The sequence below is a fragment of the Burkholderia catarinensis genome, assembly GCF_001883705.2.
In the GTDB taxonomy this organism is placed as follows: Bacteria; Pseudomonadota; Gammaproteobacteria; order Burkholderiales; family Burkholderiaceae; genus Burkholderia; species Burkholderia catarinensis.
The window spans coordinates 102466-115049 of the sequence record NZ_MDEQ02000013.1 but is presented as its reverse complement, the minus strand read 5'-3'; the positions used below and the strand labels follow the sequence as shown (position 1 = coordinate 115049).

Below are 12584 nucleotides of genomic sequence, written 5' to 3'. Positions count from 1 at the left end.
GTAGGCATTGTCAATTTGAGCAAAAGAATGTCGCTTCGCGACAAGCGGCGGCAACCGGTGCCGCCGCTTTTTCCGCTCCGGCGGGCGCCGGTGCGTTACTCGCCGATCGCGCGCGCGGCCGTGTCGAGTTCCTGGTTCAGCACGCGCTGCTCGTCGCCGGACAGGCCGCCGCTGTGCTGCGCGGCCATGTCGTTCGCTTCCTGGCGGATCACGTCGAGGCGGTGGTGAAGCTGTGCGCCGTACGGCGGCGGGTAATAGCCGCCATTCACGCGCGCATCGATGCGGCTGTGCAGGTTGCCGATCCGGCCCTGGATCTGCTGCATCCGCTCGTTCGCGACGACCTGCGGATTCGGCCGCGGCGGGGGGGCCGGGCGGACCGGCTGCTGCGGCTGCACGATACAGGCCGCAAGCGAGGAAACCAGGACGCAGCACACTGCTGCGCGAATCAACCGTTGCATCAACATTCTCCTGACGGATTGGTGTCGGATCGACTTTTTTGAGAAACGCATCAGACCGGTCTGACGCTGACTTTCGTTCCCCCGGCATTTGTAACCGAATGTTCCGGCTGCTCCACGCGCACGCGCGTGGCCGGCCGCAACCGGCTGGCGCGCGGTGTCACACCGTACGGCGCACGAACGGCAGCCGGCGGCCGTCGTGCTCGCTCTGCGCGGCGAGCTCGATGATCGTCATCACGTCGACGGCGTCCTGCGCGGTGACGGGGAACGGCGCGCCGTCGCGGATCGATGCGGCGAGCGTGCGGTAGAACTCCGCGTACTGGCCGTCGAGCGTCGGCACCGGGCGCTCGACTTCGAGGTCGCCGTCGAGCACGCGCAACAGGCCGGGCGGGTTGCCGCCGCCGAATTCGACATCGTCGGCGGTGAGGCCGGCCTTGAGCTGGTCCTCCTGCGTGTCCAGCCCGAACTTCTGGTAGCTGCCGCGCGTGCCGTGCAGCGTGAAGCGCGCGGGTTCGATCGCCGCCAGCGCGCTCGCATGCAGCGCGACATCCTTGTCCGGATAGCCGAGCAGCAGGTGCACGAAATCGGGCGCCGTGCCGTTGTCACGGCGCGTCTTGACGGTCGCGGCGACCGTTTCCGGCAAGCCGAACAGCGCGAGCGCCTGGTCGATCAGGTGCGGGCCGAGGTCGAGCAGCAGGCCGCCGCCGCGGGCGGGCTCCTCGCGCCAGCGCGTACGCGGCGTCGGCCGGAAGCGGTCGAAGTGCGACGCGAAATACGTGAGCCGGCCAAGCTCGCCCGATTCCACGATGCGGCGCACGGTGAGGAAATCGCCGTCCCAGCGGCGGTTGTGGAACGGCGCGAACAGCCGGCTGCGCGCGTTCGCGAGCCGCGCGAGCGCGAGCGCCTCGTCGGCGGTGAGCGTGACGGGCTTGTCGACGACCACGTGACGGCCGGCTTCGAGCACCTGGCGCGCGAGCGTGAAGTGCGTGTCGTTCGGCGTGGCGATCACCACGCACTCGATGTCGTCGAGGCCGAGCAGCGTGTCGAGGTCGGGAACGACGCGCGCGTGCGGATACGCCGCTTGCGCGCGATCGGGCTGACCCGTCGCGATCGCGGCGACTTCGGTGCGGCCGCTCGTGGCGATCACGGGCGCGTGGAACGTCGCGCCGGCGAAACCGAAACCCATCAAACCAATCCTGAGCAATGACGACATGGCAATCCCTGGTTGCGAAGGAAACTAAAGGATGGCGCGCCGAGACGGCGCGAAGACGACCGGCTATTTTGGCATGGCGCCGCGGCTTGCACCGGCGCGTCGGGCGAAACGCACGGGATGACGCGGCGTGTGCGCAAAGGCAGCCGGCATTTTGCGCAGGCCCGCGGGCCGTGCGCGCGTGATTGCGTGCCGGGCCTCATGGTGAACGGCCGGCGCGCGGGCGTCGTGCCGCGTCATGCGGCCGCCCGCTGCAGCACGGCGGCGGCGACCTGCGCGGCCCACACGCCGCATGCGGCCTCGCCGGGGTGGAAGCCGTCGGCGGCCATCAGGTGGCGCTCGAGCGGCAGGTCGACCCGCAGGAACGTGCAGTGCGGCTGCGTGGCGGCCCAGCCGGCGAGCGTCGTATTGAGCCGCTTCGCGCGCAGCCCGAGATACCACGCGAGCGGCTGCGGCAGCGCCGGGAAGCGCTCCATCGGCGGTACCGCCGACAGGATCGTGTGCCCGACCCGGAAGCGCGCGGCGAGCAGCCTGACGAGCTCGGCCTGCTGCGCCTGCCAGCGGGCCGGCGGCACGCCGCCCGTCACGTCGTTGACGCCGAGCGACGTCACGGCCACGTCGAACGGCTCGGCCGGCTCGGCGGCGAGCCAGTCGACGAGCTCCTGCGTGGTCAGGCCCGTGCGCGCGAGCAGTTTCCAGCTCACACGGTGCGTGGCCGCCAGCGCACGCGCCAGTTGCCCGGACAGCGCGTCGCGCTGCGTCGCGACGCCGACGCCCGCGGCGGCCGAATCGCCGACCACCAGCACGCGCAGCGGCGGCCCGTCGCCGGCAACGCCGTCGCGCGGGCCGGCCGCCTCGGGCAGCCGCGGCGTGACGCGGCGCACGTAGCGCCCCTGCGCGAACAGCAGCGGGCCGAGGGCGGCGGTGGCGAGCGGGTATCCCATGAGGTCGATCCGGTGGCGGTTCAGGCGGGCCGGCGCGCAGTGGCGCCGGGGAGGGCATATTGTGGCCGATCGGAGCGCGAACGGGGCCGGATTGGCCGCACGGACAGGGCGCGGCCGGCCAATCCGCCCGCGCGGCCCCGTCCGGCGGCGCTCCCGAAATGCGCGCCGCCGACGTGTTAACATGCGCGTCCTGCCCACGCGTCCGCCTGCTTCGCCAGCCTGCCGCGCACGGCATCCTCCCGGCGTTTCGCCGTCAACCGCAACACCATCCGCCATCATGTCCGCAGGCCTTAATCCCGCCCAGAACGAAGCGGTGCGCTACCTCGACGGTCCCTGTCTCGTGCTCGCCGGCGCGGGCAGCGGCAAGACCCGCGTGATCACGCAGAAGATCGCGCACCTGATCGAAGCGAAAGGCTTCGAGCCGCGCCACATCGCCGCCGTCACGTTCACGAACAAGGCGGCCGCCGAAATGCGCGAGCGCGTGTCGAAGCTGCTCGAGGGCAAGACGCTCACCACGCCCGGCAAGGAAGGCCGCAAGGTGCCCGTCAACCAGCTCACCGTCTGCACGTTCCACTCGCTGGGCGTGCAGATCCTGCGCCAGGAGGCCGAGCACGTCGGCCTGAAGCCGCAGTTCTCGATCATGGATTCGGACGATTGCTTCGGGATGATCCAGGAGCAGCTCGGCACGACCGACAAGGGGCTGATCCGCAAGATCCAGAGCATCATCTCGCTGTGGAAGAACGGCCTGATCATGCCCGATGAGGCGATGGCGATCGCGGCCAACGAGGACGAGCACCAGGCCGCGCTGGTCTACCGCAACTACGTCGCGACGCTGCATGCGTACCAGGCGGTCGACTTCGACGACCTGATCCGCCTGCCCGCCGAGCTGTTCGCGAAGAACGAGCAGGTGCGCGACCGCTGGCAGAACAAGCTGCGCTACCTGCTGATCGACGAGTACCAGGACACCAACGCGTGCCAGTACGAGCTGCTGAAGCAGCTCGCGGGCCCGCGCGCCGCGTTCACGGCGGTCGGCGACGACGACCAGGCGATCTACGGCTGGCGCGGCGCGACGCTCGAGAACCTCGCGCAGCTCGGCAAGGATTTCCCGAAGCTGCACCTGGTCAAGCTCGAACAGAACTACCGGTCGACGGTACGCATTCTCACCGCCGCGAACAACGTGATCGCGAACAATCCGAAACTGTTCGAGAAGAAGCTGTGGTCCGAGCACGGGATGGGCGATTCGATCACCGTCACGCCGTGCAACGACGAGGAGCACGAAGCCGAATCGGTCGTGTTCCGCCTGTCCGCGCACAAGTTCGAGCGGCGCGCGCAGTTCCGCGACTACGCGATCCTGTACCGCGGCAACTTCCAGGCGCGGATTTTCGAGCAGGTGCTGCGGCGCGAGCGGATCCCGTACGTGCTGTCGGGCGGCCAGTCGTTCTTCGACAAGGCCGAGATCAAGGACTTGTGCGCGTACCTGCGGCTGATCGCGAACGCCGACGACGATCCCGCGTTCATCCGCGCGGTCACGACGCCGCGTCGCGGGATCGGCAACACGACGCTCGAAGCGCTCGGCTCGTTCGCGGGCCAGGCGAAGGTGTCGCTGTTCGAGGCCGTGTACATGGGCGGGATCGAGGCGCGGCTGTCGGCGCGCCAGGTCGAGCCGCTGCGGATGTTCTGCGACTTCATCCAGCGCCTGACCGACCGTGCGGACAAGGAGCCCGCGACCGTCGTGCTCGACGACATGATGGAGGCGATCCACTACGAGGCGTACCTGTACGACGCGTTCGACGAGCGGCAGGCGCAGTCGAAGTGGCAGAACGTGCTGGAGTTCCTCGAATGGCTGAAGCGCAAGGGCACCAAGCCCGAGACGGCCGCCGTCGATGGCGAGGCGGAAGGCTTCCACAACGCGGACGGGCTTGCCGATACGGGCAAGAACCTGCTCGGCCTGATCCAGACGGTCGCGCTGATGTCGATGCTCGAGGGCAAGGACGAGGATCCGGATGCCGTGCGGCTGTCGACCGTCCATGCGTCGAAGGGGCTCGAGTATCCGCACGTGTTCCTGGTCGGCGTCGAGGAAGGCATCATGCCGCACCGCGGCGGCAGCGAGGACGACGGCCCGATCGACAGCGAGCGGATCGAGGAGGAGCGCCGGCTGATGTACGTCGCGATCACGCGCGCGCAGCGCAGCCTGCATCTGAACTGGTGCAAGAAGCGCAAGCGGGCGCGCGAGACGGTCGTGTGCGAGCCGTCGCGCTTCATCCCCGAGATGGGGCTCGACGAAGCGCCGCCGCCCACGCCGGAAGAGGCACCGATGTCGCCGAAGGACCGGCTCGCGAGCCTGAAGGCGTTGCTGCAGAAGTGACGCGGCGCCGTCGGGCGCGCGGCGTTCCGGCGGTTCGGTAATCCGGCAAAACAAAACCCCCGCGATGCGCCTGCGCCGCGGGGGTTTTTTCTGATGGCCGGGTGTGATTACTTCGACGCGTTGACCATGTAGTCGACGGCTGCCTTCACGTCGGCATCCGACGCGCTCGACCCGCCCTTCGGCGGCATCGCGCCCTTGCCGTGCAGCGCGTAGTTGTAGACCGTATCCATCGAGTCCTTCAGGCGCGGCGCCCAGTCTTCCTTGCTGCCGAATTTCGGCGCGCCGAGCACGCCCGCCGCGTGGCAGGCCTGGCAGGTCGACGTGTACAGCGCCTTGCCGGCCGTTGCCGCATCGGCGCTGGCCGGTGCGGCCGCGGGCGTTTCGCCGGCCTTCGGGATCGCGGCGATCGCGGCCTGCGCTGCGGCGACTTGCGCGCTGGCGGCGTCGGCCGTGCCCGATGCGCCTGCCGCGCCGCTGGCGGGCTGCGCTGCGTTGGCGGCCGGTGCGGCCGGTTCGGGGAAGTTCGCGCCGTCGTTGTTCGCCATATAGACGATCGCGCGGGCGATTTCATAGTCGCTGACGTCGTCGGGGCTCGTGCCGCCGCGCGGTGGCATCGCGCCCTTGCCGGCGAGGGCCGTCTTCAGCAGCGTGTCGTAGCCTTGCGAGATGCGCGGCGCCCAGTCGTCCTTGTTGCCGAACTTCGGCGCGCCGGCGGCGCCCGTGCCGTGGCAGGTCACGCAGACGGCCTTGTAGACTTCCTCGCCGGTCTTGTACGTGCGTGGCGCGTTGGCGTCCTTCACGTCGACCTTGGCGAGCGGTGCGATACGCGTGGCGACCTGCTCGTCGGATAGCGCATCCGTGCCGGCGCCGGCACGGAATGCATGGTTCGCATAGTTGGCGAGCAGGATGATCAGGACGATCGGAATCGCGAACGACGCGATGATGACGGCAATCAGCTGCCCGGGAGTTTTGACGGGGGATTCGTGGTGGGGTGCTTCGCTCATGCTTGCCTCGTCTCCATGAATAGGAATTGTGAGCGCGGTGCAACGGCAAAATGGCAGTCCAATGAAGCCCGGACGATTATAGACGGAACGTTTACATCACGGCGAGCGGTGCGATGGCGCGTGTTTACCCGCACGCGGCGCGGCCCGGCGGGGATTCGGCGGGCAAGGTGGACGCGTCATTGGAAACCGGGTATCCTTGCCGTCTTGCCCATCGTGGGCGGCCTGTATATTGGGGTCGCTTCACTGTCTCACGCGCCCGTAGCTCAATGGATAGAGTACTGCCCTCCGAAGGCAGGGGTTGCTGGTTCGATCCCAGCCGGGCGCGCCAAAACATGCCTGTTCAGGCTCTCTGTAATTTCGCCGCATCATCGGCACCATCGTTCTCCCGTTTGCAGTAAGATCCCGGCCGATTGGCGGTTATCGGTGTGACGTTTTTCGATCGCGTGTGCATCCGATCCGGCGAAACCTTTCGCTGATCCGGTTCGACGCGCTCGAAGCTCGCTTGAAAACGCCGATTGAACATATCGACCGAAACAACGCATAGCCGCGTCCATCGCGGGCGGCGAGCATCAGATGAGCAAATCACTCCCTGTTCAGATCATCAACGGCCCGGATGGCGCGCCGGCCTTCGTCGTGATTCCGTACGCCGACTACGTCGCGCAGCAGCGCGTCACGCGCGACCCGGTTCCGCACGAGGTCGTGACGCGCGCCGTGTTCGACGGAAGCTCGCCCGCGCGCGCGTGGCGCGAGTATCTCGGGCTCACGCGGGCCGAGGTCGCGCGGCGGATCGGCATCGGCCGATCTGACTACGCGAAACGGGAAAAGCGCGAGAAGCTGCGCAAGCCGATGCGCAGGAAGGTCGCGGCCGCGCTCGGCATCACGCTGGCGCAGCTCGATTTCTGACGCCAGCGGCTGGCGGGCCACCTGGGCGCATCGACAAAAGCGGGCGTCGGGCGACCTCGGACGGTCGTGATCGACCTTGTGCGGGAACTGCGTCACGCGACCTGCAACGCCCGCAATGCTTCCGGGTGCAGCATGGCCACGCGTAGCAGTGTCCGGGCGGCGCCGGTCGGTTCGCGGCGGCCTTGTTCCCAGTCCTGCAACGTGCGTACCGACACGCCGAGCAACGATGCGAATGCGCTTTGCGACAGGCCGACTTTCTCGCGTGCGAGCACGGCAGCGGTGGGCCGCACCCGCGTGACGCGAGCTGCTCGCCGGGCCTTCATGTCGCCGACCGACTTCAGCAGATCTGCCTGAAACCGTTCGAGTTCCTTATCCATTTTCAATCTCCTCGCGCAGTCGGTTGAGAAACTGCGCCGGCAGCGCGTCGAATTTCGCTTTCGTGTACACGATCAGCAGCCAGAGGCATTCGTCGTCGAGCACGTTGTAATAGATCACGCGTGTACCGCCGCGCTTGCCCATCCCGGCGCGCGACCAGCGGATCTTGCGAAGCCCGCCGGTGCCGGGAATAACGTTGCCGGCAAGCGGGTGGTTAGCGAGCAAGTCGATGAACGCTTCGCGCTCGCCGTCGTGCCAGATGTCTGCGGCATATCGCTGAAAGACTTCCGTTTCGATAACCGTATACATGGGCGATCATACGGCATTGCCGTATTGATGGGGAGTCGGGAGTGTTTGTTTGCCGTGGGGCTGGACGGTGACGGATGAGCCGGGCCAGCGGAGGTGACCGGGGCGTTCGCGGGCGCAGCGTCGAGCGGATAGGGCGGGTTGACCGCCGCCCCGACCGCGCATCAGCGGCTTCGCGCCGAATGTTTTTTCCCGTGCGTGGCGACTCGGTTTGATGCACGAGTCGCCAGCGTAACGGCGATTGCCGGGACATCGTGCGTTGGACAATGTATGGCACGCGCCCGTTGAGGAAACGTGTCGACGCGATGTTTCCCGGTGCGGTGCGGCTTTGCTCTGCATCGCTCTTCTCTCGTCTCGCCGTTATGCGAGAATCCTCCGCAACGACAACTCCAAGCGTCGATCGCGGCGGCCGTCCGCGCATCGCGCCGACTCCCGATGGCTGCCATCCCGTCTACCTCGACCGCAGTCGATGCCTGCGCGCAGACCGATGCGCAGCGGGCGCTGCTCGCGCGTCTGCACGCGTATTCCCCCGATGATCCGGACGCGTCGCTGCCGTACAGCCGGCGCCTCGCCGAAGCCGAAGGCTGGTCGCACGCGCACGCGCTGGCCGTGATCGACGAATACAAGCGTTTCGCGTTTCTCGCGCAGGCGGCCGGGCATCCGGTCACGCCGTCGGTCGCGGTCGATGCCGCGTGGCATTTCCACCTGCAATACACGCTCGAGTACTGGGACGTGTTCTGTGCCGACGTGCTGCGCGCGCGGCTGCACCACATGCCTGGCACCGGCGCGCCGGACGAGGCTGCCGTGTACGCGCAGCACTATCGCGACACGCTCGACAGCTATCGCCGGCTGTTCGGCTGCGAGCCGCCCGAATCGATCTGGCCACGCCCCGTCGACCGGCCGGCCGACGCGGGAGCGCCTCAGGCGGACACCGCGGCCGGCCCGGCCGTAGCGACGGTGCGCCGCGCGTGGCGCAACCGGCTACCGAAACTCGTGTGGCCCGCGGCCGCCGCGAGCGTCGCCGCGACTTGCGCGTCCGCGCAGGACTTCAACGTGCTGGATTACACGGGGCCGCAGTTTCTCGCGTTCTACATCCCGGCCTGCGTCGCCGCGCTGCTGCTGATCGCGGGCCTGCAACGGATCGAATATCGCTGCCGACGCCGGGGCGCGCATGCTCGCGAAACGCCGTCGAACCTGACCGCCGAGGAGGTCGCGTATCTCGCCGGGGACGAATCGAGGGTCGTGCAGGTCGCGACGCTGTCGCTCATCCATGCGGGCGCGATCGACCTTCGGCTGGCGGGGCGACTGGGGGCGCGCGTGCACAGTGTCGACGCGACGCGCGCCGGCGCATACGCGGACGAATGCGAGTGGCTGGCTGCACAACCGGGTGGGGAGGTCAGCTTTGGCGCGTTCCGGCAGCTTCTGGCGCGTCGTGCCGCCGGATATGCGGACGCGTTGCGCGGGTGCGGCTGGTTCTGGGCGCCGGGCGAGATGCGCGCGGCGTGCATGGCCGCGCGCGGGATTGCGCTGCTGGTGCTCGGCATCGGCGCGGCGAAACTCGCGGTCGGACTGAGCCGGGGGCGGCCGGTCCTGTTGCTCGTCATCTGTATGGCGGCATTTGCGCTCGCCTATCGCATCGTCACGCGGCGCCTGACCGGCTTCGGGCGCGGCGGCCTGACGATGGGCGGGCAGGCGTCGCTTACTGCGTACCGGAACGCGCGCCGCGACGAGCCAGAAACGCCGGACGAATTGCTATGGGCTGCCGCGCTGTTTGGCGCGGGAGCGCTGGCCGGCACCGCGTGGGCCGTGCATTCGAGTGCGTTGATGGAGCCGCCACCGTTGATGCGGGCCGCGGCGGCGCGCGCCGGCGGTTCGAGCGGATCGGGAAGCAGCAGTTGCTCGAGCAACTCGGGGACAAGCTGCTCGTCATCGAGTTCGTGCAGTTCCAGCTCGTGCAGTTCGAGCAGTTGCGGCGGGTGCTCGTCGAGCAACTGAACGCGCGGCCGGTAGCACGCGCCGCGGGCCGGGTGGTGCGGCCCATCGCCCGAACAGCCGCGCGGAATGGGCTCAGATCGCCGCATCGCGGGCGTGCACGCTTCGGTAACCTGTCAATCGACGCTATTCCGTGCCGACCCGGCCGCCCGGGCGCAGTGCGCCTCGCGCAGGCCGGGCCGCGGCCTTGCCCAGCCTGCCATGACGACGCTTGCTTCCGACGTTTCCGTGCCCGTTCAACACGCCGCGACCCTGTGCCAGAACGGACAGTTCGCCGACGCGCTGTCGCTCGTCGCGCCGCTGCTCGACCAGCCGGCGCCGGTCGTTGCGGCGCTGCACGTCGCGGCCGTCAGTGCGCTCGGCATGAACCGGCTGGCCGACGCGGAAGCCTGGTGGCGCCGCGCGATCGGTGCGATGCCGGCGTTCGATCCGCCGTACGACGGCCTCGGCGCGCTGCTCGTGTCGCAGGGGCGCCTGTCCGACGCCGAGGCGCTGCTGCGCCAGCAGCTTGCGTCCGTCACGCCGTCGCGGGCGTCGCACCATCACCGGTTCGGAAAGGTGCTCGAAGCGCTCGGCCGGCTCGATGAAGCCGAACAGGTATTCGGGCAGGCGCTGCTGATCGAGCCGCAGTCCGCCGACGTGCTGACCGATCTCGGCAACGTGCTGCGCGCCCTCGGCCGGCAGGCCGACGCGGAACTCGCGTACCGCCTCGCGATTGCGGTTCGCGCCGACCACGCGCTCGCGCACGCGAATCTCGGTGCGATCCTCGTCGACATGCAGCGGCTGCCGGAAGCGGAAGCGGCCAGCCGACGCGCGATCGCGCTGTGCCCTGATCACCCGGAGGCGCATTACAACCTCGGCGTCGCGCTGCAGAATCTCGATCGTCTGCCCGATGCGGAAGCGGCCTATCGCGATGCGATCCGCTGCCGTCCCGGCCTGCCTCAGCCGCACAACAATCTCGGCTGCGTCCTGCGCGCTCAGGGCCGCCACGACGAAGCGGCGGCCGCGTTCGCCGGCGCACTCGCGCTTGCGCCGCAGATGGCCGAAGTGCACTACAACCTCGGCACGACGTTCGCGCATGCCGGCCGCCACGGCGACGCCGAACGCGCGTACCGCCGCGCGCTCGAGCTGCGCGCCGACTATGACGACGCACGTTTCGGGCTGGCGACGCTGCTGCTCGGCCTCGGCCGGTTCGAGGAAGGCTGGCGGCGCTACGAATCCCGCTACCAGCAATCGACGTTCGTGCATCGCCGCACGCGCGAGGTGCTGCGGTGCGCGCAGTGGCAAGGTGAGTCGCTCGCCGGCAAGACGCTGCTCGTGTGGCAGGAAGACGGCCTTGGCGACATGCTGCAGTTCAGCCGCTATTTCGTGGAGTTTCGGGCGCGACACGCGGCGCGCGTTGTCTTTGCGTGCCAGCCCGCGCTGCATCGGCTGATGGAGACGGTCGACGGCATCGACGAAGTGCTCGATCACGACGCGGCCACGGCGCGTGCGCAGGAATTCGACTGCTGGACGAGCCTGTTGAGCGCGCCGATGCACGCCGGCACGACGCTCGACTCGATTCCGCCGCCGGTGCGGCTCGCACCCGACCCGACCCGCGTCGCGCACTGGCGCGCGCGCCTCGATGCGTTGCCGGCGGGCCCGCGCGTCGGCCTCGTGTGGAAAGGCAATCCGAAGCATCACAACGACGCTCATCGTTCGCTGCCGTCGCTCGCGTTGCTGACGCCGCTGTGGAGCGTTTCGGGCGTGAATTTCGTGAGCCTGCAGAAGGGGCAAGGCGAAGACGAGGCGCGTCAGCCGCCGGGCGGCCTGCCGTTGCTGCATCTCGGCTCCGAGATCGACGATTTCGCGGATACGGCCGCGATCGTCGCGCAACTCGATCTCGTGGTGTGCGTCGACACGTCGACCGCGCACCTGGCTGCTTCGCTCGGCAAGCCTTGCTGGGTGCTGCTGCCGAATCAGGACGTGGACTGGCGCTGGATGCACGACCGCGACGATTCGCCGTGGTATCCCGGCACGGTCCGGCTGTTCCGGAGGGGGCGCGACGACAGCTGGATTCAGTTGGCCGAGCGCATGCGCGGGGCGTTTGCCGCGCATTTCGCGAAGCAGGGAGCGTAGGTCCTCGGCACGGCCCGGCGGCGTTCCGGTCGGCTCGAATAGAGGACGATAGACCGTGTTGTTTCGGCAATGGCGCAGCAGTGCGATGCCGTATTCTCGAAGGTCGCGGGACGGTGTTCCCGGAGACTGGCTCATGTCGAGCATGACCAGTCGGACGCTTAGCTTGCGCGTCAGAGGAGAGACGATGAAAGTCGCAATCATGCAGCCGTATTTCCTGCCGTACATCGGCTACTTTCAATTGATTGAAGCGGTGGACCGGTTCGTAGTCTATGACAACATCAAGTACACCAAAAAGGGCTGGTTCAACCGGAACCGCTTTCTGCAAAACGGCAGCGATGCGCTGTTCAGCATCCCCTTGAAGCGCGACTCTGATTCGCTGGACGTACGCGAACGTGAGGTGTCGCCCGACTACGATCCGGAGAAGCTCTCGGCCCAATTGATGAGCGCCTATGCCCGTGCCCCGTATTTCGAGCAAGGTTTCGAACTGGTGCGATCCGTGATTCCGGCGGATGAGTCGAACCTGTTTCGGTTCATCAGGCGCTCGATCGACGCGGTGGTCGAACGTCTCGACATCGACACACGTGTCGTGGTGTCTTCGTCGATCGACGCCGATCACACTCTGAAGGGACAGGATCGCGTGCTCGCGATCTGTGAATCGTTAGGTGCGACGACCTACGTGAATGCGATCGGCGGCGTCGATCTGTATTCGCGCGACGAGTTCGCCGCGCGCGGAATCGATCTTCGCTTCATCAGGTCGCGGTCTGTCGAATACCGTCAGTTCGGCGCGCCGTTCGTCCCCTGGCTGTCTATCGTGGACTTGCTGATGTTCAATTCAGCAGGCGACGTGAAGTGCATGCTGGCTGAATACGATCTGATCTAGGTATGGTGGTCTGCGCGCCAGGCTGCACAAAA

Annotated in this window: 11 protein-coding genes and 1 tRNA gene; 6 read left to right on the top strand and 6 right to left on the bottom strand. The window is 68.0% G+C overall.

Annotated features, from left to right (window positions below):
• Positions 1–95: 95 nt before the first annotated feature.
• The 3 genes from BFF94_RS21705 to BFF94_RS21695 all read right to left on the bottom strand — a co-directional run bounded on the left by BFF94_RS21705 (position 96) and on the right by BFF94_RS21695 (position 2609).
• On the bottom strand, positions 96–458 hold the full coding sequence (locus BFF94_RS21705) for a hypothetical protein (protein ID WP_128846272.1): 363 nt from the start codon (positions 456–458) through the stop codon (positions 96–98).
• A gap of 157 nt (positions 459–615) precedes the next feature.
• Positions 616–1668 carry an oxidoreductase gene (locus BFF94_RS21700; RefSeq protein ID WP_128846270.1) on the bottom strand — a complete coding sequence of 351 codons (1053 nt, stop codon included), beginning with the start codon at positions 1666–1668 and terminating at the stop codon, positions 616–618.
• Positions 1669–1901: 233 nt separating this feature from the next.
• On the bottom strand, positions 1902–2609 hold the full coding sequence (locus tag BFF94_RS21695) for an SGNH/GDSL hydrolase family protein (RefSeq protein ID WP_219139815.1): 708 nt from the start codon (positions 2607–2609) through the stop codon (positions 1902–1904).
• A 277-nt stretch (positions 2610–2886) separates the two neighbouring features.
• On the opposite strand from BFF94_RS21695, the gene BFF94_RS21690 reads away from it, so the two are divergent.
• The gene (locus BFF94_RS21690; protein WP_128848410.1) at positions 2887–4974 is read left to right on the top strand and encodes a UvrD-helicase domain-containing protein; all 2088 of its coding nucleotides are present in this window, start codon (positions 2887–2889) and stop codon (positions 4972–4974) included.
• A gap of 107 nt (positions 4975–5081) precedes the next feature.
• On the opposite strand, the gene BFF94_RS21685 is transcribed toward BFF94_RS21690, so the two are convergent.
• Complete coding sequence (locus BFF94_RS21685; protein ID WP_219139814.1) at positions 5082–5978, bottom strand: c-type cytochrome; 897 nt, start codon at positions 5976–5978, stop codon at positions 5082–5084.
• 252 nt (positions 5979–6230) lie between these two features.
• Between BFF94_RS21685 and BFF94_RS21680 the strand changes: the two genes are divergently transcribed.
• Both BFF94_RS21680 and BFF94_RS21675 read left to right on the top strand, forming a co-directional pair.
• Positions 6231–6306: transfer RNA gene (locus BFF94_RS21680), tRNA-Arg, on the top strand.
• 245 nt (positions 6307–6551) lie between these two features.
• Positions 6552–6881 (top strand): helix-turn-helix domain-containing protein, encoded by a 330-nt coding sequence (locus BFF94_RS21675; protein ID WP_128850576.1) that lies wholly within the window; start codon positions 6552–6554, stop codon positions 6879–6881.
• Between the two features lie 92 nt (positions 6882–6973).
• Here the strand turns inward: BFF94_RS21675 and BFF94_RS21670 are convergent, their stop codons facing one another.
• Both BFF94_RS21670 and BFF94_RS21665 read right to left on the bottom strand, forming a co-directional pair.
• Complete coding sequence (locus BFF94_RS21670; protein ID WP_128850574.1) at positions 6974–7258, bottom strand: helix-turn-helix domain-containing protein; 285 nt, start codon at positions 7256–7258, stop codon at positions 6974–6976.
• Positions 7251–7565, bottom strand: a complete 315-nt coding sequence (locus BFF94_RS21665) for a transcriptional regulator (RefSeq protein ID WP_128850571.1) — start codon at positions 7563–7565, stop codon at positions 7251–7253. The genes BFF94_RS21670 and BFF94_RS21665 overlap by 8 nt, the downstream gene beginning before the upstream one ends.
• A gap of 432 nt (positions 7566–7997) precedes the next feature.
• Between BFF94_RS21665 and BFF94_RS21660 the strand changes: the two genes are divergently transcribed.
• From BFF94_RS21660 to BFF94_RS21650, 3 genes are all read left to right on the top strand, one after another.
• Positions 7998–9557 (top strand): TIGR04222 domain-containing membrane protein, encoded by a 1560-nt coding sequence (locus BFF94_RS21660; RefSeq protein ID WP_128850568.1) that lies wholly within the window; start codon positions 7998–8000, stop codon positions 9555–9557.
• Positions 9558–9755: 198 nt separating this feature from the next.
• The gene (locus BFF94_RS21655) at positions 9756–11672 is read left to right on the top strand and encodes a tetratricopeptide repeat-containing glycosyltransferase family protein (RefSeq protein WP_219139813.1); all 1917 of its coding nucleotides are present in this window, start codon (positions 9756–9758) and stop codon (positions 11670–11672) included.
• Positions 11673–11856: 184 nt separating this feature from the next.
• Positions 11857–12552 carry a WbqC family protein gene (locus BFF94_RS21650; RefSeq protein WP_128850566.1) on the top strand — a complete coding sequence of 232 codons (696 nt, stop codon included), beginning with the start codon at positions 11857–11859 and terminating at the stop codon, positions 12550–12552.
• Positions 12553–12584: the final 32 nt, after the last annotated feature.

Bases quoted from the DNA above. Each gene is read 5' to 3' on its own strand.
- BFF94_RS21705 (WP_128846272.1), bottom strand. From the start codon at position 458: ATGCAACGGTTGATTCGCGCAGCAGTGTGCTGCGTCCTGGTTTCCTCG.
- BFF94_RS21700 (WP_128846270.1), bottom strand. From the start codon at position 1,668: ATGTCGTCATTGCTCAGGATTGGTTTGATGGGTTTCGGTTTCGCCGGC.
- BFF94_RS21695 (WP_219139815.1), bottom strand. From the start codon at position 2,609: ATGGGATACCCGCTCGCCACCGCCGCCCTCGGCCCGCTGCTGTTCGCG.
- BFF94_RS21690 (WP_128848410.1), top strand. From the start codon at position 2,887: ATGTCCGCAGGCCTTAATCCCGCCCAGAACGAAGCGGTGCGCTACCTC.
- BFF94_RS21685 (WP_219139814.1), bottom strand. From the start codon at position 5,978: ATGAGCGAAGCACCCCACCACGAATCCCCCGTCAAAACTCCCGGGCAG.
- BFF94_RS21675 (WP_128850576.1), top strand. From the start codon at position 6,552: ATGAGCAAATCACTCCCTGTTCAGATCATCAACGGCCCGGATGGCGCG.
- BFF94_RS21670 (WP_128850574.1), bottom strand. From the start codon at position 7,258: ATGGATAAGGAACTCGAACGGTTTCAGGCAGATCTGCTGAAGTCGGTC.
- BFF94_RS21665 (WP_128850571.1), bottom strand. From the start codon at position 7,565: ATGTATACGGTTATCGAAACGGAAGTCTTTCAGCGATATGCCGCAGAC.
- BFF94_RS21660 (WP_128850568.1), top strand. From the start codon at position 7,998: ATGGCTGCCATCCCGTCTACCTCGACCGCAGTCGATGCCTGCGCGCAG.
- BFF94_RS21655 (WP_219139813.1), top strand. From the start codon at position 9,756: ATGACGACGCTTGCTTCCGACGTTTCCGTGCCCGTTCAACACGCCGCG.
- BFF94_RS21650 (WP_128850566.1), top strand. From the start codon at position 11,857: ATGAAAGTCGCAATCATGCAGCCGTATTTCCTGCCGTACATCGGCTAC.